This is a genomic window from Streptomyces sp. TRM49041 (assembly GCF_008271805.1).
In the GTDB taxonomy this organism is placed as follows: domain Bacteria; phylum Actinomycetota; class Actinomycetes; order Streptomycetales; family Streptomycetaceae; genus Streptomyces.
In genome coordinates this window covers 12,625-32,842 of the sequence record NZ_VSRY01000086.1, presented here as the reverse complement: position 1 = coordinate 32,842, position 20,218 = coordinate 12,625, and the positions used below count along the sequence as shown (strand labels likewise).

The following is a 20,218-nucleotide window of genomic DNA, read 5'->3' as shown; positions in this document are numbered from 1 at the left end:
CCCATGGATCTTGGACTTGAGGACCGTGTGTACGTCGTGACGGGCGCGTCCCGTGGCCTGGGGCACGCCGCCGCGAAGGCGCTGGTGGCGGAGGGCGCGAAGGTCGTCGTGTCCGCGCGCGACGAGAAGGCGGTCGTGGACGCCGCCACCGAGCTCGGCCCGAACGCGGTCGCGGTGGCCGCGGACAACTCCGACCCGGCCGCCGCCGACCGGCTCGTCGCCGCCGCGCGGTCGCACTTCGGCGGGTTCGACGGCGTCCTCGTCAGCGTCGGCGGGCCGGCGCCCGGCTGGGCGGCGGACAACACCGACGAGCAGTGGCAGGCGGCGTTCGACACGGTGTACATGGGCGCGGTACGCATGGCCCGCGCCGCGGCGGCCGCGCTGACGGAGGGCGGGGTCATCGGCTTCGTCCTGTCCGGCTCCGTGCACGAGCCGATCCCGGGCCTGACCATCTCCAACGGCCTCCGCCCGGGCCTCGCGGGCTTCGCCAAGTCCCTGGCGGACGAGCTGGGCCCGCGTGGCATCCGTGTGGTGGGCCTGCTGCCGTCCCGCATCGACACGGACCGGGTACGGGAACTGGACGCCCTGTCCGGCGACGCGGCCGCCGCGCGCGCGGCCAACGAGGCGCGGATTCCCCTGCGGCGCTACGGCACGCCGGACGAGTTCGGCACGACGGCGGCTTTCCTGCTGTCCCCCGCCGCGTCGTATCTGACCGGGGTGATGCTCCCCGTCGACGGGGGCGCCCGCCACGGCTTCTGACCCACCGCCCGCGGCGGGGTGGGGCGGGCTTCCGCCCGGACGTACCCCAGGGGCACCCGCGTCGCCCCGCGGAACGCCGCCCGCAGACGAACCGGCGTCAGCGCCCTCCCATGTGCGCGATGCCCGCCCAAGCCGCCGGAGCGGTCCCGTGGTGGGTGGGCGACTGCGGGCCGTCCGCGCTCGGGGCGACCCGCCCTCCCGCTGGTGGGGGCGCCTCAGCCGGGGCGGGGGCCGGTCCGTCGGCGTCGTGGGGAGGCGTTCCGCAGCTCGCGGGAGGGTGGGCACAAAGGGACGGCGCCCCGACCAGAGGGGTGCGCACCGGTGCGGTGCGGGTCAGAGCACGCGGCGAGGCCGGTGGTGGGCCGCTCTGATGCGGAGTTCGGCGGGGAGGCGGCCCAGACCGGCGGAGTCGCGTGCGTGGGCCAGGATCTCGTGGGTCAGGGCGTCCAGCGTCATTTCCGGGGACGCGTCCGGCTCCACTAGGACGGACAGGTGCGCCCTCGGCTCCGCCGCGTTGCCGGTGAGCCGGACGTGCGCGTGCGCCACGCCCCGTACCGCCTCCGCCTCGGCCTCCATGGCAGCCTCCAGGGCACGCCCGCGCAGCGACGCGTCGTCCCCGTCGGCGGTGTCGACCAGCACCTCGAGGGTGCGGGACCGGCGCAGCTGGGCCAGCAGCCAGCCGAGGGCCGACAGCACCAGCACCACGAGGCCGCCGAGTACCGCGGGCCACCACCAGCCCCGGTCCCGCCACCGTGCCCGCGCGGCGTCGCTGAGCAGTACGGCGTCCGGGTCGGTCCACAGCCCGGACGCCAGCACGGCGAGGCCCGCGCCGAGCAGGAGGCCCCCGGCCAGGCCGATCAGCACCCGGTTGACGCCGCGCAGCACCGCCCTCACCCCTTCCGGCCCGGACGGGTGACCTGTACGGACACGTCGGGCGGCCGGGCCAGCCCCAGCTCGTCGACGCCGGCCCGCAGCGCGCCCTCCAGGTCGGCCCGTACGTCGGCGAGGTCCCGGAAGTGGGACACGGCCCGCACCACGACGCCGGACCGACGGGCCCGGACCCGTACGGCTCTCACGCCCGGCACGTCCATGGCCCTGTCCCGCAGAACCAGCGCCACCGCGTCCCGGTCCAGCCCGGCCCGTACGGACGCCGTGCCGCGCCGCATCGGCAGGACCGCCCGCATCCCGGGCGTGACGGCCAGCACCAGCAGCCAGACGCCGAGCACCGCAGCCGCGCCGGCGCCCGAGAGCATCCAGGGGTCGTCCAGCGGGCGGGTGGCCAGTTCGTCGGCAAGGGCGCGGCGCCAGCGCATGCCGGGCCGGTCCACCCGTACGGCCGCGAGGTCGTACAGGAGCAGCCCGGCGCCGGCGACGACCACGGCCGCGACCAGCGCGGCGGGCACGCGGCGCGCCGACCAGAAGCGGTGCTCGGCCGACGGGTGCCGCTCGGGCGGCGGGCCCTGCTCGGTCACCGGATCCTCCCGCCCTGCCCGTCGCGCTCGTAAGCGGTGTGGAGCCGCTCCACGTGGACCGCGACCTCTGGTACGTCCATGCCCGCCAGGTCCTTGACCCGGTGGGTGACCTGGCGGCGGACGGCGCTGCACTGGCCGCCGATGTCGGAGGGGTACGCGAGTTCCACGACGACCCGGACACGGGCGCTGTCCCGGTGGACGACGACCGTGGCGTGCGGCGCGCCGGCATCCGGGGGGAACACGGCGGCGAGGGCCTCACGGGCCGCCTGGGCGGCGATCTTCGCGATGACGCGGTCGGCGATCGCGGTCGCCCCGCGCTCGCCCGGTTCGACCCTGCCCACGGCCGCCACCGCCGTCACCGAAGCCGGTCGCCGCGGTCACGGCCGCGCAGCAGGTCGCCGGGTTCCAGGTCACCGTCGAGATAGCGACCGACCACGAAGCCGATCGCGCCCAACGCCGCGACGAGCAGAAACGCCCCGAACCCGCCGAAGTATCCGGCGAAGCCGAGGGCCATGCCGGCCAGCAGGCCGATCGGCGCCATACTCATGATGCGCTCCTCTTCCGCGGGCTACTGAAGCCGTGGCTCCAGTTCTTCCTCTTCGTCCTCGGGCAGCTTCACGTCCATGACGGCGATGTTGACCTCGACGACCTCCAGGCTCGTCATGCGTTCCACGGCGGAGATGACGTTCTCGCGGACGGCGCGCGCCACCTCGGCGATGGAGAAGCCGTAGTCGACGACGATCTCCAGGTCGATGGCCGTCTGCACCTCGCCGACCTCGGCCTTCACCCCGCGGCTGAAGGCGGACCGGCCGCCGGGCACCCGGTCGCGTACGGCCCCGAAGGTGCGGGAGGCTCCGCTGCCGAGGGCGTGGACACCGACGACCTCGCGGGCGGCGAGTCCGGCGATCTTCTCCACGACCCCGTCGGAGATGGTCGTACGGCCCCGGGACGCCGGGTCACCGCCGTCGGCGGGCGCCGGTTCTACGGGTTCGGTCACGGCGACGCCATCCCTTCCGTACGGATGTGCACTCCGTTGACCACACTAAGTGCGCCACGCGAGTCCCGCGCAGGGGAGGACCGCCGAGTGCCAGGCACCTGAAGGCCGCGGCGCGGCCCGGCGCCCCGGGGGCCGGGCCGCGCCGCGGGCCCCCGGGCCGCCGGTGATCAGTCGGCGAGGCCCGCGAGGTCCCGGAGTCGGCGCGCCTGGGCGGCGCGTTCGGCGACGCGCTGGTCCTCGTAGGTACGCCCGGCCGCGCCGCGCAGCAGGGCCTTGGTCTCCACGACCGCGTCGCGCGGGGCGGCCAGCAGGGCGGCGGCCAGGTCACGGACGGCGCCGTCGAGGTCGTCGGCGGGCACGACGAGGTTGGCCAGGCCGGTGCGCTCTGCCTCGTCGGCGTGGACGAACCGGCCCGTGGCGCAGATCTCCAGCGCACGGGCGTAACCGACGGCCCCGACGAGCGGGTGTGTACCGGTCAGGTCGGGGACGAGCCCGAGGCTGGTCTCGCGCATGGCGAACTGCACGTCCTGCGCGACGACCCGCAGGTCGCAGGCGAGGGCGAGCTGAAATCCGGCGCCGATCGCATGGCCCTGGACGGCCGCGATCGACACGATGTCGTTCCGGCGCCACCAGGTGAAAGCCTCCTGGTACTCGGCGATGACAGCGTCCAGCTCCGCGTCGGAGCCGCGCGCCAGGTCGAGGAACGACGGCTCGCCGTCGAAGCCCTCGGGCGTGAACGCCTGCCGGTCGAGGCCCGCGGAGAAGGACCTGCCCTCACCGCGCAGCACCACGACCCGCACGCTGCCGGGCAGCGCTCGCCCGGCCTCGGCCAGGGCCCGCCACAGGGCGGGCGACTGGGCGTTGCGCTTCGCCGGGTTGGTGAGGGTCACCGTGGCGACGGCGTCCTCGACGGCGAGTCGTACACCGTCCTTGTCGAGCACTACGAGGGCAGGGTCGAACGAGGTCATGGCGCGCCTCCGGGTCCGGTGCAGCTGTCAACGACAAATTACTGCACGGTAACCACCCGGTCGACCGTCGGATCGGATCGACCGTCGGGATCGGATCGAGCACGACGGGTCGATGTCGAACCGTCGGACCGACCGGGTGGTCCCGCCGGAACCAGTGGGACGCCTTGACGCCTTACGAAGCGCGCTCGGAGATCAGGCCGTGGGGGCCTTCTTGCCTCGCGTCGCTCCACCGCGTCCACGCAGCACGACTCCGGATTCGGTGAGCATCCGGTGGACGAATCCGTAGGACCGGCCGGTCTCCTCGGCCAGGGCCCGGATGCTCACGCCGGCGTCGTACTTCTTCTTCAGGTCTGCCGCGAGCTTTTCGCGCGCGGCGCCGGTCACCCGGCTGCCCTTCTTCAGAGTCTCGGCCACCCGTGCCTCCTCATGGGAAGTGCGCTCTGGACTTCTCATGATCACCCCTCCGGGGCCACATGGCCAGCCATTCGACAAGGTCTATGGGTCCCGGTTTCGCCGCACGGCCGCCGCCGGCCGGGCCGAAATCCCGGACACGGCGCGCGCCCGGCGGCGAAGTGCCAGGTCAGCGGGGCGCCGGAAAGAAGCACACGGTGTGGCGCCGTCGGAGGAAAATCTGCTGGACGCCACGCCGCGATATGAGATCCGCTCACTCAGATGAAGGATCACGACTAAGCCGAATGATCCATACGGAGATGATCAGGCGAGGGCGACCAGGTCCGCGTAGTCCGCTCCCCACAGGTCCTCGACACCGTCCGGGAGGAGGATGATCCGCTCCGGCTGGAGGGCGTCGACGGCGCCCTCGTCGTGCGTGACCAGCACGACCGCGCCCTTGTAGGTGCGCAGCGCGCCGAGGATCTCCTCGCGGCTGGCCGGGTCGAGGTTGTTCGTCGGCTCGTCCAGAAGCAGTACGTTCGCCGAGGAGACGACCAGCGTGGCCAGCGCGAGCCGGGTCTTCTCGCCGCCGGAGAGGACCCCGGCCGGCTTGTCGACGTCGTCACCCGAGAAAAGGAACGAGCCGAGCACCTTGCGGACCTCGACGAGGTCCAGGTCGGGCGCCGCGGACCGCATGTTCTCCAGGACCGTGCGGTCCGGGTCGAGGGTCTCGTGCTCCTGCGCGTAGTAGCCGAGCTTGAGGCCGTGGCCGGGGACGACCTGGCCGGTGTCGGGCTTCTCCACCCCGGCCAGCAGCCGCAGCAGCGTCGTCTTGCCGGCGCCGTTGAGACCCAGGATGACGACCCTGGAGCCCTTGTCGATGGCCAGGTTGACGTCGGTGAAGATCTCCAGCGACCCGTACGACTTGGACAGGCCGTCCGCAGTGAGCGGTGTCTTGCCGCACGGGGCGGGCTCGGGGAAGCGGAGCTTGGCGACCTTGTCGGACTGCCGCACCTCGTCGAGACCGGAGAGGAGCTTCTCGGCACGGCGGGCCATGTTCTGCGCGGCGACCGTCTTGGTGGCCTTGGCACGCATCTTGTCGGCCTGGGCGTTGAGCGCGGCGGCCTTCTTCTCGGCGTTCTGCCGCTCGCGGCGGCGGCGCTTCTCGTCGTCCTCGCGCTGGCGCTGGTAGAGCTTCCAGCCCATGTTGTAGACGTCGATCATGGACCGGTTGGCGTCCAGGTAGAAGACCTTGTTGACGACGGTCTCCACGAGGTCGACGTCGTGGGAGATGACCACGAAGCCGCCCCGGTAGGTCTTGAGGTAGTCGCGCAGCCAGGTGATGGAGTCGGCGTCGAGGTGGTTGGTCGGCTCGTCGAGAAGGAGCGTGTCGGCGTCCGAGAAGAGGATCCGGGCCAGCTCGATCCGGCGGCGCTGGCCGCCGGAGAGCGTGTGCAGCGGCTGGCCGAGCACCCGGTCGGGCAGGCCGAGCGCGGCGGCGATCGTGGACGCCTCGGCCTCGGCGGAGTACCCGCCCTTGGTGAGGAACTCGGTCTCCTGGCGCTCGTACTGCTTGAGGGCCTTCTCGCGGGTGGATCCCTTGCCGGTGGCGATGCGCTCCTCGTTCTGCCGCATCTTGCGGATCAGTACGTCGAGGCCGCGGGCGGAGAGGATGCGGTCGCGGGCGAGAACGTCGAGGTCGCCGGTGCGCGGGTCCTGCGGGAGGTAGCCGACCTGGCCGGAACGGGTGATGCTGCCGGCGGCGGGGATGCCTTCACCCGCGAGGCACTTGGTGAGGGTGGTCTTGCCGGCGCCGTTGCGGCCGACGAGGCCGATGCGGTCGCCCTTGGCGATTCGGAAGGAAGCGGACTCGATGAGGACGCGGGCGCCGGCGCGCAGCTCGATGCCGGTGGCGGTGATCACGGACAGACTCCAGGGCGGGGTGGACGGCGGAAGAACAGCGGCTGCGGTGACTTCGACACCGTCTAATGCACGGGGAGAATGGCCATACGGGTCAGTCTAACGGGCGCGTGCAACAGCTTTTCCGGTGCGCGGACATCCGCCGGACGCGCACGAGGGGCGGGCGTTGTCAGTGGCCGGTGCCAGACTGAGGAACGTGTGAGACCCACGTCACACCGCACGTGGGAGACATGACCCGTGAACGAGGTGATCGGCATGGCCGCTGGACCGAGCATCTGCCCGACGATCCTGTACGAGGACGCGAAGGCCGCCGTCAGAACGCTGACGGAGGCGTTCGGATTCCGGCAGCAGAGCCTGTACGAGAACGAGGACGGCTATGTCGTGCACGCGGAGCTGTCGTACGGCAACGGCGTGGTGATGCTGGGCACCAAGGGCGGAGAGGGCGTGTTCGCCAAGGCGATGGCGGGTGCCGGTCCGGTGGGGGTGTACATCGTGGTGGAGGACGTGGACGCGCACCACGCCAGGGCGGTGGAGCACGGCGTGGAGGTGCTGATGCCGCCGACGGACCAGGACTACGGCTCGCGGGACTACATGGCGCGGGACGCCGAGGGCAACGTCTGGAGCTTCGGGACGTACGCCCCCGGCGCACCGGGGTAGCCGCGCCGGGCGGGGCCGCTCGGGCTCCGCCGGTCAGGCTCCGCCGGTGTGGACCTGGAAGGCCGCGCGGCGCACCGCTTTCGCCAGGGCCGGGTCCGGATGGGCGGCCGCCAGGGCGACCAGGACCTGCACGGTGCGGGGGTGGCCGACCTCCCGGACCTCGTCGAGCAGGGCAGGCACGGTGCCCTGCACCGCGGACTCCAGGTGGCGTACGAGCAGGTCGCTCTCGCCGTGGTCGACGACCGCCGCGGCGGTGTCCACCCAGAGCCAGGTGGTCTCCTCGCGGGTCAGCACGTCGGGCGCCTCGTCGGGGTCGGCGCCCTCGTGCTCGGCGAGCCAGAGGACTGCGTACGGGCGCAGGGACGGCTCGTCGGCGGCGGCGCGCACCTCGGCCTCGGCGGCGGCGCCCACGACGCGGAGGGCCTCGAAGGCCAGGCCGCGCAGCAGGGCGTCGTCGCCGCGGGCGACGGTGAGCAGTTCGGTGACGGCGCTGCCGACGGGCCGGGCGGCGAGCCAGGCCCGGTACTCGGCGCGGGCCGGGCCGGGGGTCAGCCGCACGCATCCGCGCAGCATGTCCTCGGCGGACTGCTCGATGTGTCCGGCGGGGCTCTGCGCGGCGACGCAGATCTGCTCCAGCTTCACCCACACCGCCCAGTTGCCGAGCGGGGTGAGCGTCGCCTGGCCGTCCCCGAGGGTCAGGGCGCCGACAGTGGCCAGACCCTCGAGCGCCCAGTCCAGGAGGTGGGGCAGATCTGCGTCGCCGCGCTGCGGCTCCCGCGCCTGCGCCGCGGCCTGGGGGTTCGGTGCCGGGACGTGAGGCTGGGCGTGTGGCTGTGCCTCGGTGGCGAACGGGACCTCGCAGCGCTGCTCCCGGAGCTCGGCGACCCGCTGCTGGAGCAGATCCAGCAGGGCCGGTACGAGGACCGGCCCGGCGGACAGCTGGAGCAGGGAGAGCACCTGCGGGACGGCTTCCACGACCTCGGCGACCGCGGCCGGTTCGGCGTCCTGTGGGGCCGGGTGGGCGAGCGACCAGGCGTCGAGAAGGGCGACCCAGCCGCGGAGCGCCGCGGAGTCGTCGCGGTCCCAGGCGCGCAGCCGCCAGCCGGGACGGACGGTGTCGCCGTGGAGTTCGACAAGCCCCGCGAGCCGCGCCCGGTCCCAGGCGGTGCGCACCTGGTCCGGTGTCAGGCCCAGTGCGGCGGCCGCCCGTTGCTGCGCGGAGGCGGGCGCCGGCGCGGTGACGGGGCCGCGGTCGACGGCGGCCCAGCGGGCGACTCGTACGGCGTCCGCCAGGACATGCCGGGCCTGACGTGCCAGCTCCGCCCGGGGTGGCGTGCCCTCCGGCGGCCGCGGCGCCGGCCGCGTCCGCCGGTTGGCCACCGCCCGTCGGGCGGTCGTCGCCAGCGACCGGGGACGGACGAGTCGGAGTCTGGAGTTGCGCGCCAGTTGCTCATCGGGCTTTCGAGACGTCACGGGGGCAGTCTTCCCGCTGACGGCCCGAAAGCCCAAACGGAATGCGATGGTCGGGCTCAGACGAGCGGGGTGAGGAAGCGGCGCAGGCTCTCCTCGTAGCGGTCCGGGTCCGCGTTCCACATGGCGGCGTGCGGGGCGCGCCGGACGGTGCGGAGGGTGACGAGGCCGGGGCGGCGCTCGGCGAGTGCGCGGGACGCCGTCCAGTCGGCGAGGTGGTCGTCGGGGCCGTGGAAGACCAGTGCGGGGACGCGCAGGGCGTCGGGGTCCGCGGCCTCGCGGAGGGCACTGCCGTGCAGCCCGGTCCTGCCCTGCGCGGCCCGGACGGCGAGCGGCAGCAGGGGGAGGGGGACGCGGCGGGCGGTGGCGAGGGCCCGGAGGGTGGCCTCCCACTCCAGGACCGGCGAGTCGAGGACGAGACCGGCGATCCGGTCGCGCAGACCGCTGCGGGCGGCGGCGTGCAGGGCCATGGCGGCACCGGTGGACCAGCCGTACAGGACCACGCGCCGGGCGCCGCGGCGTACGGCGTGGTGGATCGCCGCGTCGAGGTCGCGCCACTCGGAGTCGCCGAGATGGCCGAGGCCGTCGGCGGGCCGGGGGGCGCCGGGGTCGCCGCGGTAGGCGATGTCGAGGACCGGGAGCTGCCGGGTGGCGAGGAAGCCCAGCACGTTCAGTGGGTGCTCGCGGGTCGTGCCGAGGCCGTGCACGGTGATCACCCAGGTGGTGCGCCCGCCCGGGACGTACCAGGCGGGCAGGGTGCCGAGCTCGCCCGGGATCTCCACGTCCTGGTGGGCGACGCCCAGCGCGGAGGAGGGGGTGCCGCTGTGGAGCTGCGGGGTGAGGCGGACGCGCATGCCGGCGTCGAGGGTGCCGTGGTGGACCCGCTCCAGGCGGCGTACGACGGCGTCCGGCTCGTGCGGCACCTCGTCGAGGACGCGGCCCACGATCGCGTGGACGCCGGGGCCCTCCAGGCCGTACACCCCCGGCCGCAGGGACGCCAGGTCACGCGTGAGCGTGACCCGGCCGGGCCCGGTGGCGTGCACGGTGAGCCGCGGCTCCCCCGGCAGCGGGCGGCCCGGGCGCGGCCGGAGCGCCACACCGCTGGCGTACCGCCCGGCCACGACGGCCGCGGCCCCGACACCGATCACGCTGCTCGCGGCTACGGCCGCCCCAGTACCCGAACGCATCGTTCAAGTCTCGGCAACCGGGCCCGCCCCTGCCAGCGGAGGGCCCACCACGAGTGACGGAACACCCGCCGTGCCCGTGCACGGACCGGCGGCTCCGCCTGTCGGCCCGGCCGCCTGCCGACCCCGGCCGCCTGCCGACCCCGGCCGCCGGTCAGCCCGGCCGCCGGTCAGCCCGGCCGGCCGTAGCCGCGGAGCTTCCCCGCGGCCGCCTCCAGCTCCTCCGGGCTCAGCAGGGTGGGCGTCCGGCCCGGGAGGGTGCTGGCTGTCAGCCACAGCCCGCACATCCATTCCAGTTGTGCCGTGCGGTCGTACGCCTGCTCCAGGGTCGCGCCGTAGGTGACCGTGCCGTGGTTGCGGAGGAGGCAGGCGGTGCGGTCGGTCAGGGCGTGGAGCACATGGTCGGCGAGCTGCCGGGTGCCGTACAGGGCGTAGGGGGCCACGCGGACGGGGCCGCCCAGGGCGGCGGTCATGTAGTGGACGGGCGGCAGTTCGTCGACGAGGGTCGACACGGCCGTGGCGTGGACGGCGTGGGTGTGCACGACGGCGCCGGCGTCGGTGGCGCGGTAGACCGCCAGATGCATGGGCAGCTCGCTGGTGGGGGGCAGTGCGCCGCGCACCTGGTGGCCGGCGAGGTCGACCGCCACCACGTCCGCCGCGGTCAGCCGGTCGTACGGCACGCCGCTCGGGGTGGCGAGGACGGTGTCCCCGACCCGTACGGAGACGTTCCCGGACGTGCCCACGACCAGCCCGTCGGTCACCGTTCTGCGCGCGGTGGCGACCAGTGCGCCCCACGCCCGTTCGATCGCTTCGTCGATCGCGTCGTCGTCCTTCGTCATGCGGTGATCCTCGCAGCGAGCGAACCGGGCGGAAAGTGACGAGTGTCTCGGTCTCACCGCCTGTGGGGCCGAAAAGCCGGTAAATCCATGGCGCAGGCGTAACCGGAACCCCGGTCCACAGGTTGAGACACCATGTCGCCGGGTTCAGTTCATCTTCCGTTCACCCAGGTTGCCTACGTTCAGCGAGCTACTGACGTCGAACGATTGCCTGGGTAAATGGAACACATCACGCTGCTGCTCGCCATTGTGGTCGTGACAGCTCTCGTGTTCGATTTCACAAACGGTTTCCACGACACCGCCAACGCGATGGCCACGACCATCTCGACCGGCGCGATGAGGCCCAAGGCGGCGGTGGCCATGTCGGCCGTCCTCAACCTGGTGGGCGCGTTCCTCTCCGTGGAGGTCGCCAAGACGATCTCCAAAGGGCTCGTCGACGAGACAGGGATCCAGCCGGAGGTCATCCTCGCCGCACTCGTCGGCGCCATCCTCTGGAACCTTGTGACCTGGCTCGTCGGACTCCCGTCCAGCTCGTCCCACGCCCTCATGGGCGGTCTGATCGGTGCGACCGTCGCGTCCATCGGCTTCAGCGGCGTCAACGGCGGCGTGGTCCTCACCAAGGTCCTGATCCCGGCCGTCGCGGCCCCGGTGGTCGCCGGTGTCGCCTCCATGGTCGCGGCCCGGTCGACGTACCGGATCGGCGCGAACATCGACGAGAAGACCGGCCGCAAGGGTTACAGGGCCGGCCAGATCGCCTCCGCGGGCCTCGTCTCCCTCGCCCACGGCACCAACGACGCGCAGAAGACCATGGGCATCATCACCCTCGCCCTGGTCGCCGGCGGCGCCATCGCCCCCGGCTCGAACCCGCCGGTCTGGGTCATCGTCTCCGCTGGTCTGGCCATCGCGCTCGGCACGTACCTGGGCGGCTGGCGCATCATCCGCACCATGGGCAAGGGCCTCACCGACCTCCAGCCGCAGCAGGGCTTCGCCGCCCAGACCGGCGCGGCGACCGTGATCCTGGCCTCCTCCCACCTGGGCTTCTCGCTCTCCACCACGCACGTCTGCTCCGGCGCCGTGATGGGCGCGGGCCTCGGCCGCAAGGGCGGCGTGGTCCGCTGGTCCACGGCCACCCGGATGTTCGTCGCCTGGGGCCTGACCCTGCCGGCCGCCGGCCTGGTGGCCGCACTCGCCGAGTACGTGGCGCGCCAGGGCGACTGGGGCATCGCCGCCGTCGCGACGTTCCTCGTCGCCTCGTCGACCGCGATCTGGTTCATCTCCCGCCGCCAGGTCGTCGACCACAACAACGTCAACGACGTCGAGGACGAGAACGCGACCACGGGCGAGTCCGAGCCCGCCGGGGTCGTCACCACCGCCATCGCGGCCGTCACCCCGCCGCCCGCCGGCACCGTGGCCGCCGCCCCGGAGGACGACGACGCCCTCAAGTCCACCATCCCGGCCCCGGCCACCGCGACCGGCGCGGCGCCCTCGGCCACGGTGTAAGGAAAGAACGGCATCGGTATGAAAATCGACTGGGTAGCTCTCGTCTCCGTCTTCGGCGTGGGTCTCGTCGCCACCGTCGCTCTCGTCGGACTGTTCACCCTCGGCATGGTCGGCCTCTCCAAGCAGGAGCAGGCCACGCAGCAGGGCGGTTCCGCCGCCCTGGCGCGCACCGGCGCGTACGCCTGCTTCGCCTTCTGCGCGGCGGCCATCGCGTACGGGATCCATCTGATCGTGGCCTGACCACGCACATAGGCTCGTCGCCGGGCCGGCCGTACCTCCTCGGTACGGCCGGCCCGGTCGTCGTTGTGGGGCTCGGCACACTGTTCCACCGCAGGTCAAGGGTGAGTTGACGGGCGTTCGCGGGCCGTGGTGGACTGCCCGGGCCATATACGGCGGCAGAAGAGGAAGCCGGTGCGAATCCGGCGCGGTCCCGCCACTGTCACCGGCCCCGCGTACGACACGCGGGTCCGGGAGCCAGGAACTCTCACCGCCGGTCGAGTCGAGCCAGGGCGCGGACCCTGAGTGAGGACATCGCGCATGCCCGGCAGCGTCTCCAGCACGCCAAGAACCTTGCGTTCCCCTCAGTACAAGAGCGGTCGACCAGGCGTATCGGTCTGCTGAGTCGATGCGAACCGATCGCGTATTCGCGTACGGCGCCACCGCCGGGGTCCTCGGCGACCTGCTGCTCGGCGACCCCCGCCGGGGCCATCCGGTCGCCGTTTTCGGGCGCGCCGCGAGCGCCGTCGAGCGGGTGCTGTGGCGCGACCACCGGGGCTGGGGCGCCCTCCATACCGCCGTGTGCGCCGGAGGCGCCGCCACCGGGGCCGCACTCGCCACACGGGCCGTACGGGGACGCGGCGCCGTGTCCGTCACACTGACCGCGGCCTCGGTGTGGGCCGTCGTCGGCGGTACGACGCTGGGGCGCGAGGCCCGTGCCATCGGCGGCGCGCTGGCCGCCGGGGACGTGGAGACCGCCCGGCAGCGGCTCCCGCACCTGTGCGGGCGCGACCCCCAGGCCCTGGACGGCCCGGGCATCGCGCGGGCCGTCGTGGAGTCCGTCGCCGAGAACACGTCCGACGCCGTCGTCGGCGCCCTCGTGTGGGGCGCGCTCGGGGGTGTACCGGGGCTGGTGGCGTTCCGGGCCGTGAACACCCTGGACGCGATGGTCGGCCACAAGTCGCCGCGGCACCGCCGGTTCGGCTGGGCGTCGGCGCGGCTCGACGACGTGGCCGGCTGGCCGGGCGCCCGGCTCACGGCCGCGCTCACCGTGGCGGCGGGCGGCGACCGGCGCGGTGCGGTACGTGCGTGGCGCGCGGACGCCGGAGAACACCCCAGTCCGAACGCGGGCCCGGTCGAGGCGTCGTTCGCCGGTGCCTTGGGTGTCCGGCTGGGGGGCAGCCTCTCGTACGGGGGGCGGGTCGAGCACCGGCCGGTCCTGAACGGAGAGGGGCGGGCCGTCGAGGTGGCGGACATCGAACGGGCGGTGCGGCTGTCGCGCCGGGTGAGCGGGCTGGCGCTGGCCGTCTGCGTGGGCGGGCGGCTGGCGTACGGCGCATGGAAGCGGAGGCGTTCGTGAGTGGTGGGGGGCTGCTCGTCGCGGGGACCACCTCCGACGCGGGCAAGAGTGTCGTGACGGCCGGGATCTGCCGCTGGCTGGTCCGGCAGGGCGTGAAGGTCGCGCCGTTCAAGGGACAGAACATGTCCCTCAATTCGTATGTGACGCGCGAAGGCGCGGAGATCGGCCGGGCCCAGGCCATGCAGGCGCAGGCCGCCCGGGTCGAGCCGACCGCGCTCATGAACCCCGTGCTGCTGAAGCCCGGCAGCGACCGCTCCAGCCAGGTCGTCCTCATGGGCAGGCCGGTCGGTGAGCTGAGCGCCCGCGGCTACCACGGCGGCCGGCAGCAGGCGCTGCTCGGCACGGTCGTGGAGTGCCTGGAGGAGCTGCGGGCCACGTACGACGCGGTGATCTGCGAGGGCGCCGGCAGCCCCGCCGAGATCAACCTGCGGCGCAACGACATCGTCAACATGGGCATCGCGCGGGCCGCCCGCTTTCCCGTCGTCGTGGTCGGCGACATCGACCGGGGCGGGGTCTTCGCACAGTTCTTCGGCACGACGGCGCTGCTCGCGCCGGAGGACCAGGCGCTGGTGGCGGGCTACCTGGTGAACAAGTTCCGGGGTGATGTGACGCTCCTCGAACCCGGCCTGGACATGCTGTACGACCTGACCGGACGGCGGACGTTCGGCGTCCTGCCGTACACGCACGGGCTCGGCATCGACGAGGAGGACGGGATGGGGGTCCCCCCTGCCCGAGCGACGTCGAGCGCTCGGGGGAGGGTCTCGCTCCGGGGCACCGTCCGCGAGTCGGTGGTCGCGCCGCCGGTCGGTGAGGACGTGCTGCGGGTCGCGGTGTGCTCCGTACCGCTGATGTCGAACTTCACGGACGTGGACGCGCTGGCGGCCGAGCCCGGGGTCGTCGTGCGGTTCGTGGACCGACCGGAGGAACTGGCCGACGCCGACCTGGTCGTCGTACCCGGCACGCGCGGCACGGTGCGGGCGCTGGCGTGGCTGCGGGAGCGGGGCCTGGCCGACGCGCTTGCGCGGCGCGCCGCCGAAGGCCGCCCGGTGCTGGGCGTCTGCGGCGGCTTCCAGGCACTGGGCGAGCGCATCGAGGACGACGTCGAGTCCCGGGCGGGTGAGGTGGCCGGCCTGGGGCTCCTGCCCGTGCGGGTGAGGTTCGCGCCCGAGAAGACTCTGGCGAGGCCGGTCGGTGAGGCCCTGGGCGAGCGGGTCGAGGGCTACGAGATCCACCACGGCGTCGCGGATGTACGGGGCGGGGAGCCGTTCCTGGACGGCTGCCGGGTCGGGGCCGTGTGGGGCACCCACTGGCACGGGTCGCTGGAGAGCGACGGCTTCCGGCGGGCGTTCCTGCGGCAGGTGGCGGAGGCGGCCGGGCGCCGCTTCGTCCCGGCGCCCGACACGTCCTTCGGTGCACTCCGGGAGGAGCAGCTGGACCGGCTGGGCGACCTGATCGAGCAGCACGCGGACACGGACGCGCTGCTCAAGCTCATCGAGTCCGGCCCGCCGGGCGGGTTGCCGTTCATCGCGCCGGGGGCGCCATGAACGCCCCCGGCGCGGCCACCCCCGCATGCGCGGGGAACATCGCACCACGGTGGCCCGACACGGCTGCACAGACACTTCCGATCGCAGCAGTTCCCTCGAAAGGGGTATCGGCCAATGGCCTCGGTTTCCTACCCGTTCACCGCCGTCGTCGGAATGGACGACATGCGGCTGAGCCTGCTGCTCAACGCCGTCGCACCGGGCATCGGCGGTGTGCTGGTCCGAGGTGAGAAAGGCACCGCGAAGTCCACGATCGTGCGGGGCCTGACGGCCCTGTTGCCCGCCATGGACGTCCTCCCGGGCTGCCGCTTCTCGTGCGCGCCGGAGGCTCCGGACCCGGGGTGCCCGGACGGTCCGCACGAGCCCGGGGCGGGCGTCTCGCGCCCGACGCGGTTGGTCGAACTGCCCGTCGGCGCCTCCGAGGACCGGCTCGTCGGGGCGCTGGACATCGAGAGGGCGCTGTCCGAGGGCGTGAAGGCCTTCGAACCCGGCCTGCTCGCCCAGGCCCACCGGGGCATCCTGTATGTCGACGAGGTCAATCTGTTGCACGACCACCTCGTCGACCACTTGTTGGACGCCGCCGCGATGGGCGCCTCCCATGTCGAGCGTGAGGGTGTCTCCGTACGGCATGCCGCGCGGTTCCTGCTGGTCGGGACGATGAACCCGGAGGAGGGCGAGCTACGGCCGCAGCTCCTCGACCGGTTCGGGCTCACCGTGGAGGTGGCCGCGTCGCGGGACCCCGAGCAGCGGGTCGAGGTGGTGCGGCGGCGCCTGGCGTTCGACGACGACCCGGCCGGCTTCGCGGCGCGCTGGGCGGAGGAGGAGGCCGCGCTGCGGGAGCGCATCGTGGCCGCGCGGGGACTGCTGCCGCAGGTACGGCTGGGGGACGACGCGCTGCGTCAGATCGCCGCCACCTGCGCGGCGTTCGAGGTGGACGGCATGCGCGCGGACATCGTGATGGCGCGTACGGCGACGGCGCTGGCCGCGTGGGCGGGGCGTACGGACGTCACCGTCGACGACGTACGGCAGGCGGCGCTGCTGGCGCTGCCGCACCGGCGCAGGCGGAATCCGTTCGACGCGCCGGGACTGGACCAGGACAAACTGGACGAGACGCTGGAGGAGTTCGGCGGGGACGACGAGCCCGAGCCGGACCCTCAGGGCCCTGACGACGGGCCCGGCCCCGGTGGTGGCGGTGGTGGAGGCGGGGTTCCGCCGCAGTCTCAGGGGCCCGACGCGGAAACCGGCCAGGGGTCCGACGCGGAAACCGACCATGGGCCCGACCAGGGGACCGACCAGGGAGCCGGTACGGAGCCGGCCGCGGAGCAGCCCGAGGCGGCCCCCTCCCCCGGCGCTGGTCCCGCGCCCGAGCAGGCGCCCGTCAAGGCCGCCGAGCCGTTCCGTACGAAGGCGCTGACCGTCCCCGGTCTGGGCGACGGCGCCGCCGGGCGCCGCTCCCGGGCGCGTACCGAACACGGCCGGACCGCCGGGGCGCACCGCCCCCGGGGCGCTCTGACGAAGCTGCACCTGGCGGCGACCGTCCAGGCCGCGGCACCGCACCAGCGGGTGCGCGGCCGGTCCGGCCCCGGGCTCGTCGTACGCCGTGACGACCTGCGCCAGGCGGTGCGGGAGGGGCGCGAGGGCAATCTGGTGCTGTTCGTGGTGGACGCGTCCGGTTCGATGGCGGCCCGGAAGCGCATGGGCGCGGTCAAGGGCGCCGTACTGTCGCTGCTCCTGGACGCGTACCAGCGGCGGGACAAGGTGGGCCTGGTGACGTTCCGGGGCCGGGGCGCCGAGCTGGTGCTGCCGCCCACGTCGTCCGTCGACGCCGCCGCGGCGCGCCTGGAGCAGCTGCCGACCGGGGGCCGTACGCCCCTGTCGGCGGGCCTGTTGAAGGCACACGACGTGTTGCGCGTGGAGCGGCTCCGCGATCCGGCGCGGCGGCCGCTGCTGGTCGTCGTCACGGACGGCCGGGCGACGGGCGGGCCGGAGCCGCTCAGGACGGCCGCGCGGGCCGCCCGGCTGCACGCGGCCGAGGGCACGGCGTCGGTCGTCGTGGACTGCGAGACGGGCCCGGTACGGCTGGGGCTGGCCGGCGAGCTGGCCCGTGACCTCGGTGGTACGGCCGTCACGCTGGACGAGCTGCGCGCGGACGCCATCGCAGGTCTGGTCAAGGATGTTCGTACTACGAGGAGGGCCGCATAGTGCCGCAGGGACAGCCGACCGTCGTACCGCAGGACGGGCTCACCACGCGCCAGCGCCGCAACCGCCCGCTGGTGATGGTCCACACGGGCATCGGCAAGGGCAAGTCGACGGCCGCGTTCGGGATGGCGCTGCGCGCCTGGAACCAGGGGTGGCCCGTCGGAGTGTTCCAGTTCGTCAAGTCCGCGAAGTGGAAGGTCGGCGAGGAGAACGCGCTGAAGGCCCTCGGCGAGACCGGCAAGGGCGGTACCGTCGACTGGCACAAGATGGGCGAGGGCTGGTCGTGGATCCAGCGTGACCCCAAGGACGGCGAACAGTCCAACGAGGAGAAGGCCCGCGAGGGCTGGGAGCAGGTCAAGCGCGACCTGGCCGAGGAGAAGTACCGGTTCTACGTCCTCGACGAGTTCGCGTACCCGCTGCACTGGGGGTGGGTGGACACTGCCGAGGTGATCGAGGTGCTGCGCGACCGCCCGGGGCAGCAGCACGTCGTCATCACCGGCCGCAACGCTCCGCGGGAGCTGCTGGACTTCGCCGACCTCGTCACCGACATGTCCAAGGTCAAGCACCCGATGGACGCCGGTCAGAAGGGCCAGCGGGGTATCGAGTGGTAGCACGTCTCGTCATCGCCGCGCCGTCGTCGGGCGCGGGCAAGACCACGGTCGCGACAGGGCTGATGGCCGCGTTCGCCGACCGGGGTCTCGCGGTGTCGCCGCACAAGGTCGGCCCGGACTACATCGACCCGGGCTACCACGCCCTGGCGACCGGCCGCCCGGGCCGGAACCTCGATGCCTTCATGTGCGGTACGGGGCTGGTCGCGCCGCTCTTCGCGCACGGGGCACGCGGCTGCGACCTGGCCGTCGTCGAGGGCGTGATGGGTCTGTACGACGGCGCCGCCGACCAGGGCGAGCTGGCGTCGACGGCGCAGGTGGCGAAGTTGCTGAAGGCGCCGGTGGTGCTGGTCGTGGACGCCTCGTCGCAGTCGCGGTCGGTCGCGGCGCTGGTGCACGGGTTCGCGTCGTGGGACCCGGAGGTGCGGATCGGCGGGGTGATCCTCAACAAGGTCGCCACCGACCGCCACGAGCACCTGTTGCGGGAGGCGCTCGGCGAGTCCGGTGTGCCGGTGCTGGGCGTCCTGCGCCGCGCGCCGGCCGTGGCGACTCCGTCGCGGCACCTGGGGCTCGTGCCGGTGGCCGAGCGGCAGGCGCAGGCGGTGGACGCGGTGCGGGCGCAGGCGGAGCAGGTACGGGCGGGGTGTGACCTGGAGGAGCTGCTGGCGCTGGCGCGGTCGGCGCCGGGGCTGGACGTGGAGGCGTGGGACGCGGAGGCCGCGTTGCGGCTGTCCGCCGGGGCCGGGCCGGTCGTCCCCGCGCTGCCCGAGGGCCTCGACCCGGCTCGTCCCGGGCCCACCGTCACCGCCGGGGACGCCCTCGCCCGGACGGCCGGCGGCGAGCGGCCCGTGGTCGCCGTCGCCGGCGGGGCCGCGTTCACGTTCTCGTACGCCGAGCACGCGGAGTTGCTGACGGCGGCGGGGGCCGAGGTGGTGGCGTTCGACCCGTTGCGGGACGAGAAGCTGCCGGACGGGACGCGAGGGCTGGTGATCGGGGGCGGGTTCCCCGAGGTGTACGCGCCCGAGTTGTCCGCGAACGAGGCACTGCGGGACGCGGTGGCGGAGCTGGCGCGGTCGGGGGCGCCGGTGGCGGCGGAGTGCGCCGGCCTGCTGTACCTGGCGCGGTCGCTGGACGGGAAGCCGATGTGCGGCGTGCTGGACGCCGACGCGCGTATGTCGGAGCGGCTGACGCTCGGGTACCGGGACGCGGTCGCGGTGAGCGACAGCCCGGTGGCGGCGGCCGGGACGCGGCTGCGGGGCCACGAGTTCCACCGCACGGTCCTGGAGCCCGGCGCGGGCGCCACGCCCGCGTGGGGGCTGCGGCAGCCGGACCGGCGCGTGGAGGGCTTCGTCCAGGGCGGCGTGCACGCCAGTTACGTACACACTCACTGGGCCGCGGTGCCGGAGACGGCGCGGCGGTTCGTACAGCACTGCCGGCCATGACCCTGGTGGTGGGCGTCGGCGCCCGGCGCGGGGTGACCGCCGACGAGGTGTGCGGACTGGTGGAGGCCGTACTGGCGGCGGCCGGGCTGCGCCTCGACGAGGTCGCGGCGCTGGCGACCGTCGACACCAAGGCAGCAGAGCCGGGCCTCCTCGCAGCCGCGGCCCGGCTCGGCGTACCGCTGCGGGCGCACCCGGCACGGGACTTGGCCCGGGTCGCCGTACCGCACCCGTCGGACGCGGCCCTGAGGGCCACCGGGACGCCGTCGGTGGCCGAGGCGGCGGCACTGCTGGAGGCGGCACTGCTGGAGGCGGCGGGGCCGGAGGAACGCGCCGGGCTCGCGGAACGGGCTGAGCCGGCGGTCGGGACCGGGCTCGCGGGGGCCGCCGCGCGGGCGGAGGGCGACGCGCTCGCGGAGGATTCCGAGCCCGCGGACCTGGACGGGCACGCGGAGGCCGTCCGGCTCGTCGAGGGCGGTGCCGGGGTCGCGGGCAAGGTCCGACTGCTCGTGCCGAAGCGGAAGTCGGGGGCCGGGGCGGCCGCGCGCGTGACGTGCGCGGTGGCCGTGGCGCACGGGCCCCGGCGGTTGCCCGCCGGGGGGCCGGGGTACACCCGTGGGGACGCGGCGTTCGAGTTACGGGCGCGGCGTCCGCACCGCTGATCCCCAGATGTCCTGATCTCAGATCCCCCAACCCCGGACC

At 74.0% G+C, this 20,218-nt stretch carries 21 protein-coding genes and 1 riboswitch; of the genes, 10 read left to right on the top strand and 11 right to left on the bottom strand.

Going from position 1 to position 20,218, the window contains the following annotated elements; all coding sequences use genetic code 11:
• The first annotated feature begins 3 nt into the window (after window positions 1-3).
• Complete coding sequence (locus FVS66_RS06745; protein WP_149180074.1) at window positions 4-759, top strand: SDR family oxidoreductase; 756 nt, start codon at window positions 4-6, stop codon at window positions 757-759.
• A gap of 333 nt (window positions 760-1,092) precedes the next feature.
• Here the strand turns inward: FVS66_RS06745 and amaP are convergent, their stop codons facing one another.
• From amaP to FVS66_RS06705, 8 genes are all read right to left on the bottom strand, one after another.
• On the bottom strand, window positions 1,093-1,653 hold the full coding sequence (amaP, locus tag FVS66_RS06740) for an alkaline shock response membrane anchor protein AmaP (RefSeq protein ID WP_187645414.1): 561 nt from the start codon (window positions 1,651-1,653) through the stop codon (window positions 1,093-1,095).
• On the bottom strand, window positions 1,650-2,231 hold the full coding sequence (locus FVS66_RS06735) for a DUF6286 domain-containing protein (protein WP_187645413.1): 582 nt from the start codon (window positions 2,229-2,231) through the stop codon (window positions 1,650-1,652). Before FVS66_RS06735 ends, amaP begins: the two co-directional genes overlap by 4 nt.
• Entirely contained in the window at window positions 2,228-2,590 is a 363-nt protein-coding gene (locus FVS66_RS06730) for a hypothetical protein (protein WP_149180072.1), read from the bottom strand. The genes FVS66_RS06735 and FVS66_RS06730 overlap by 4 nt, the downstream gene beginning before the upstream one ends.
• Window positions 2,587-2,778: a hypothetical protein gene (locus tag FVS66_RS06725; RefSeq protein ID WP_149180071.1), complete on the bottom strand. Its 192-nt coding sequence runs from the start codon at window positions 2,776-2,778 to the stop codon at window positions 2,587-2,589. Before FVS66_RS06725 ends, FVS66_RS06730 begins: the two co-directional genes overlap by 4 nt.
• Window positions 2,779-2,799: 21 nt before the next feature.
• Window positions 2,800-3,228, bottom strand: a complete 429-nt coding sequence (locus tag FVS66_RS06720) for an Asp23/Gls24 family envelope stress response protein (protein WP_262386841.1) — start codon at window positions 3,226-3,228, stop codon at window positions 2,800-2,802.
• Between the two features lie 167 nt (window positions 3,229-3,395).
• The gene (locus tag FVS66_RS06715) at window positions 3,396-4,196 is read right to left on the bottom strand and encodes an enoyl-CoA hydratase/isomerase family protein (protein ID WP_149180070.1); all 801 of its coding nucleotides are present in this window, start codon (window positions 4,194-4,196) and stop codon (window positions 3,396-3,398) included.
• A 192-nt stretch (window positions 4,197-4,388) separates the two neighbouring features.
• On the bottom strand, window positions 4,389-4,610 hold the full coding sequence (locus FVS66_RS06710; RefSeq protein ID WP_262386840.1) for a helix-turn-helix domain-containing protein: 222 nt from the start codon (window positions 4,608-4,610) through the stop codon (window positions 4,389-4,391).
• A gap of 300 nt (window positions 4,611-4,910) precedes the next feature.
• Window positions 4,911-6,509, bottom strand: coding sequence for an ABC-F family ATP-binding cassette domain-containing protein (locus FVS66_RS06705; protein ID WP_149180068.1), 1,599 nt, complete (start codon window positions 6,507-6,509; stop codon window positions 4,911-4,913).
• A 243-nt stretch (window positions 6,510-6,752) separates the two neighbouring features.
• Between FVS66_RS06705 and FVS66_RS06700 the strand changes: the two genes are divergently transcribed.
• Entirely contained in the window at window positions 6,753-7,163 is a 411-nt protein-coding gene (locus FVS66_RS06700) for a VOC family protein (RefSeq protein ID WP_399225026.1), read from the top strand.
• 33 nt (window positions 7,164-7,196) lie between these two features.
• Here the strand turns inward: FVS66_RS06700 and FVS66_RS06695 are convergent, their stop codons facing one another.
• The 3 genes from FVS66_RS06695 to FVS66_RS06685 all read right to left on the bottom strand — a co-directional run bounded on the left by FVS66_RS06695 (window position 7,197) and on the right by FVS66_RS06685 (window position 10,656).
• A complete protein-coding gene (locus FVS66_RS06695; RefSeq protein WP_399225004.1) occupies window positions 7,197-8,636 on the bottom strand; it encodes a hypothetical protein in 1,440 nt (479 codons plus the stop codon).
• Window positions 8,637-8,692: 56 nt separating this feature from the next.
• Window positions 8,693-9,820 (bottom strand): serine aminopeptidase domain-containing protein, encoded by a 1,128-nt coding sequence (locus FVS66_RS06690; RefSeq protein ID WP_149180066.1) that lies wholly within the window; start codon window positions 9,818-9,820, stop codon window positions 8,693-8,695.
• A gap of 167 nt (window positions 9,821-9,987) precedes the next feature.
• Window positions 9,988-10,656: a class II aldolase/adducin family protein gene (locus FVS66_RS06685; RefSeq protein WP_149180065.1), complete on the bottom strand. Its 669-nt coding sequence runs from the start codon at window positions 10,654-10,656 to the stop codon at window positions 9,988-9,990.
• Between the two features lie 216 nt (window positions 10,657-10,872).
• Here FVS66_RS06685 and FVS66_RS06680 point away from each other — a divergent pair, with 216 nt between their 5' ends.
• The 8 genes from FVS66_RS06680 to FVS66_RS35750 all read left to right on the top strand — a co-directional run bounded on the left by FVS66_RS06680 (window position 10,873) and on the right by FVS66_RS35750 (window position 20,178).
• Window positions 10,873-12,153, top strand: coding sequence for an inorganic phosphate transporter (locus FVS66_RS06680; RefSeq protein WP_149180064.1), 1,281 nt, complete (start codon window positions 10,873-10,875; stop codon window positions 12,151-12,153).
• 18 nt (window positions 12,154-12,171) lie between these two features.
• Window positions 12,172-12,393 (top strand): hypothetical protein, encoded by a 222-nt coding sequence (locus tag FVS66_RS06675; RefSeq protein WP_149180063.1) that lies wholly within the window; start codon window positions 12,172-12,174, stop codon window positions 12,391-12,393.
• Between the two features lie 159 nt (window positions 12,394-12,552).
• Window positions 12,553-12,637: riboswitch (cobalamin riboswitch) on the top strand.
• 141 nt (window positions 12,638-12,778) lie between these two features.
• Window positions 12,779-13,729: a cobalamin biosynthesis protein gene (locus FVS66_RS06670; protein WP_149180062.1), complete on the top strand. Its 951-nt coding sequence runs from the start codon at window positions 12,779-12,781 to the stop codon at window positions 13,727-13,729.
• A complete protein-coding gene (locus FVS66_RS06665; protein ID WP_149180061.1) occupies window positions 13,708-15,273 on the top strand; it encodes a cobyric acid synthase in 1,566 nt (521 codons plus the stop codon). Before FVS66_RS06670 ends, FVS66_RS06665 begins: the two co-directional genes overlap by 22 nt.
• 114 nt (window positions 15,274-15,387) lie before the next feature.
• Window positions 15,388-17,472: a putative cobaltochelatase gene (locus FVS66_RS06660; RefSeq protein WP_149180060.1), complete on the top strand. Its 2,085-nt coding sequence runs from the start codon at window positions 15,388-15,390 to the stop codon at window positions 17,470-17,472.
• Complete coding sequence (gene cobO / locus FVS66_RS06655) at window positions 17,472-18,080, top strand: cob(I)yrinic acid a,c-diamide adenosyltransferase (RefSeq protein ID WP_149180059.1); 609 nt, start codon at window positions 17,472-17,474, stop codon at window positions 18,078-18,080. Before FVS66_RS06660 ends, cobO begins: the two co-directional genes overlap by 1 nt.
• Window positions 18,074-19,519, top strand: a complete 1,446-nt coding sequence (locus tag FVS66_RS06650) for a cobyrinate a,c-diamide synthase (protein ID WP_149180058.1) — start codon at window positions 18,074-18,076, stop codon at window positions 19,517-19,519. The genes cobO and FVS66_RS06650 overlap by 7 nt, the downstream gene beginning before the upstream one ends.
• Entirely contained in the window at window positions 19,516-20,178 is a 663-nt protein-coding gene (locus FVS66_RS35750) for a cobalamin biosynthesis protein (RefSeq protein WP_399225000.1), read from the top strand. Before FVS66_RS06650 ends, FVS66_RS35750 begins: the two co-directional genes overlap by 4 nt.
• The last annotated feature ends 40 nt before the right edge of the window (window positions 20,179-20,218 follow it).

Excerpts from the sequence above, each read along its gene's own strand:
- FVS66_RS06725 (WP_149180071.1), bottom strand. The coding sequence starts at position 2,778 with ATGAGTATGGCGCCGATCGGCCTGCTGGCCGGCATGGCCCTCGGCTTC.
- FVS66_RS06665 (WP_149180061.1), top strand. The coding sequence starts at position 13,708 with ATGGAAGCGGAGGCGTTCGTGAGTGGTGGGGGGCTGCTCGTCGCGGGG.
- FVS66_RS06690 (WP_149180066.1), bottom strand. The coding sequence starts at position 9,820 with ATGCGTTCGGGTACTGGGGCGGCCGTAGCCGCGAGCAGCGTGATCGGT.
- FVS66_RS06745 (WP_149180074.1), top strand. The coding sequence starts at position 4 with ATGGATCTTGGACTTGAGGACCGTGTGTACGTCGTGACGGGCGCGTCC.
- FVS66_RS06715 (WP_149180070.1), bottom strand. The coding sequence starts at position 4,196 with ATGACCTCGTTCGACCCTGCCCTCGTAGTGCTCGACAAGGACGGTGTA.
- FVS66_RS06660 (WP_149180060.1), top strand. The coding sequence starts at position 15,388 with ATGGCCTCGGTTTCCTACCCGTTCACCGCCGTCGTCGGAATGGACGAC.
- FVS66_RS06685 (WP_149180065.1), bottom strand. The coding sequence starts at position 10,656 with ATGACGAAGGACGACGACGCGATCGACGAAGCGATCGAACGGGCGTGG.
- FVS66_RS06670 (WP_149180062.1), top strand. The coding sequence starts at position 12,779 with ATGCGAACCGATCGCGTATTCGCGTACGGCGCCACCGCCGGGGTCCTC.
- FVS66_RS06680 (WP_149180064.1), top strand. The coding sequence starts at position 10,873 with ATGGAACACATCACGCTGCTGCTCGCCATTGTGGTCGTGACAGCTCTC.
- FVS66_RS35750 (WP_399225000.1), top strand. The coding sequence starts at position 19,516 with ATGACCCTGGTGGTGGGCGTCGGCGCCCGGCGCGGGGTGACCGCCGAC.
- FVS66_RS06675 (WP_149180063.1), top strand. The coding sequence starts at position 12,172 with ATGAAAATCGACTGGGTAGCTCTCGTCTCCGTCTTCGGCGTGGGTCTC.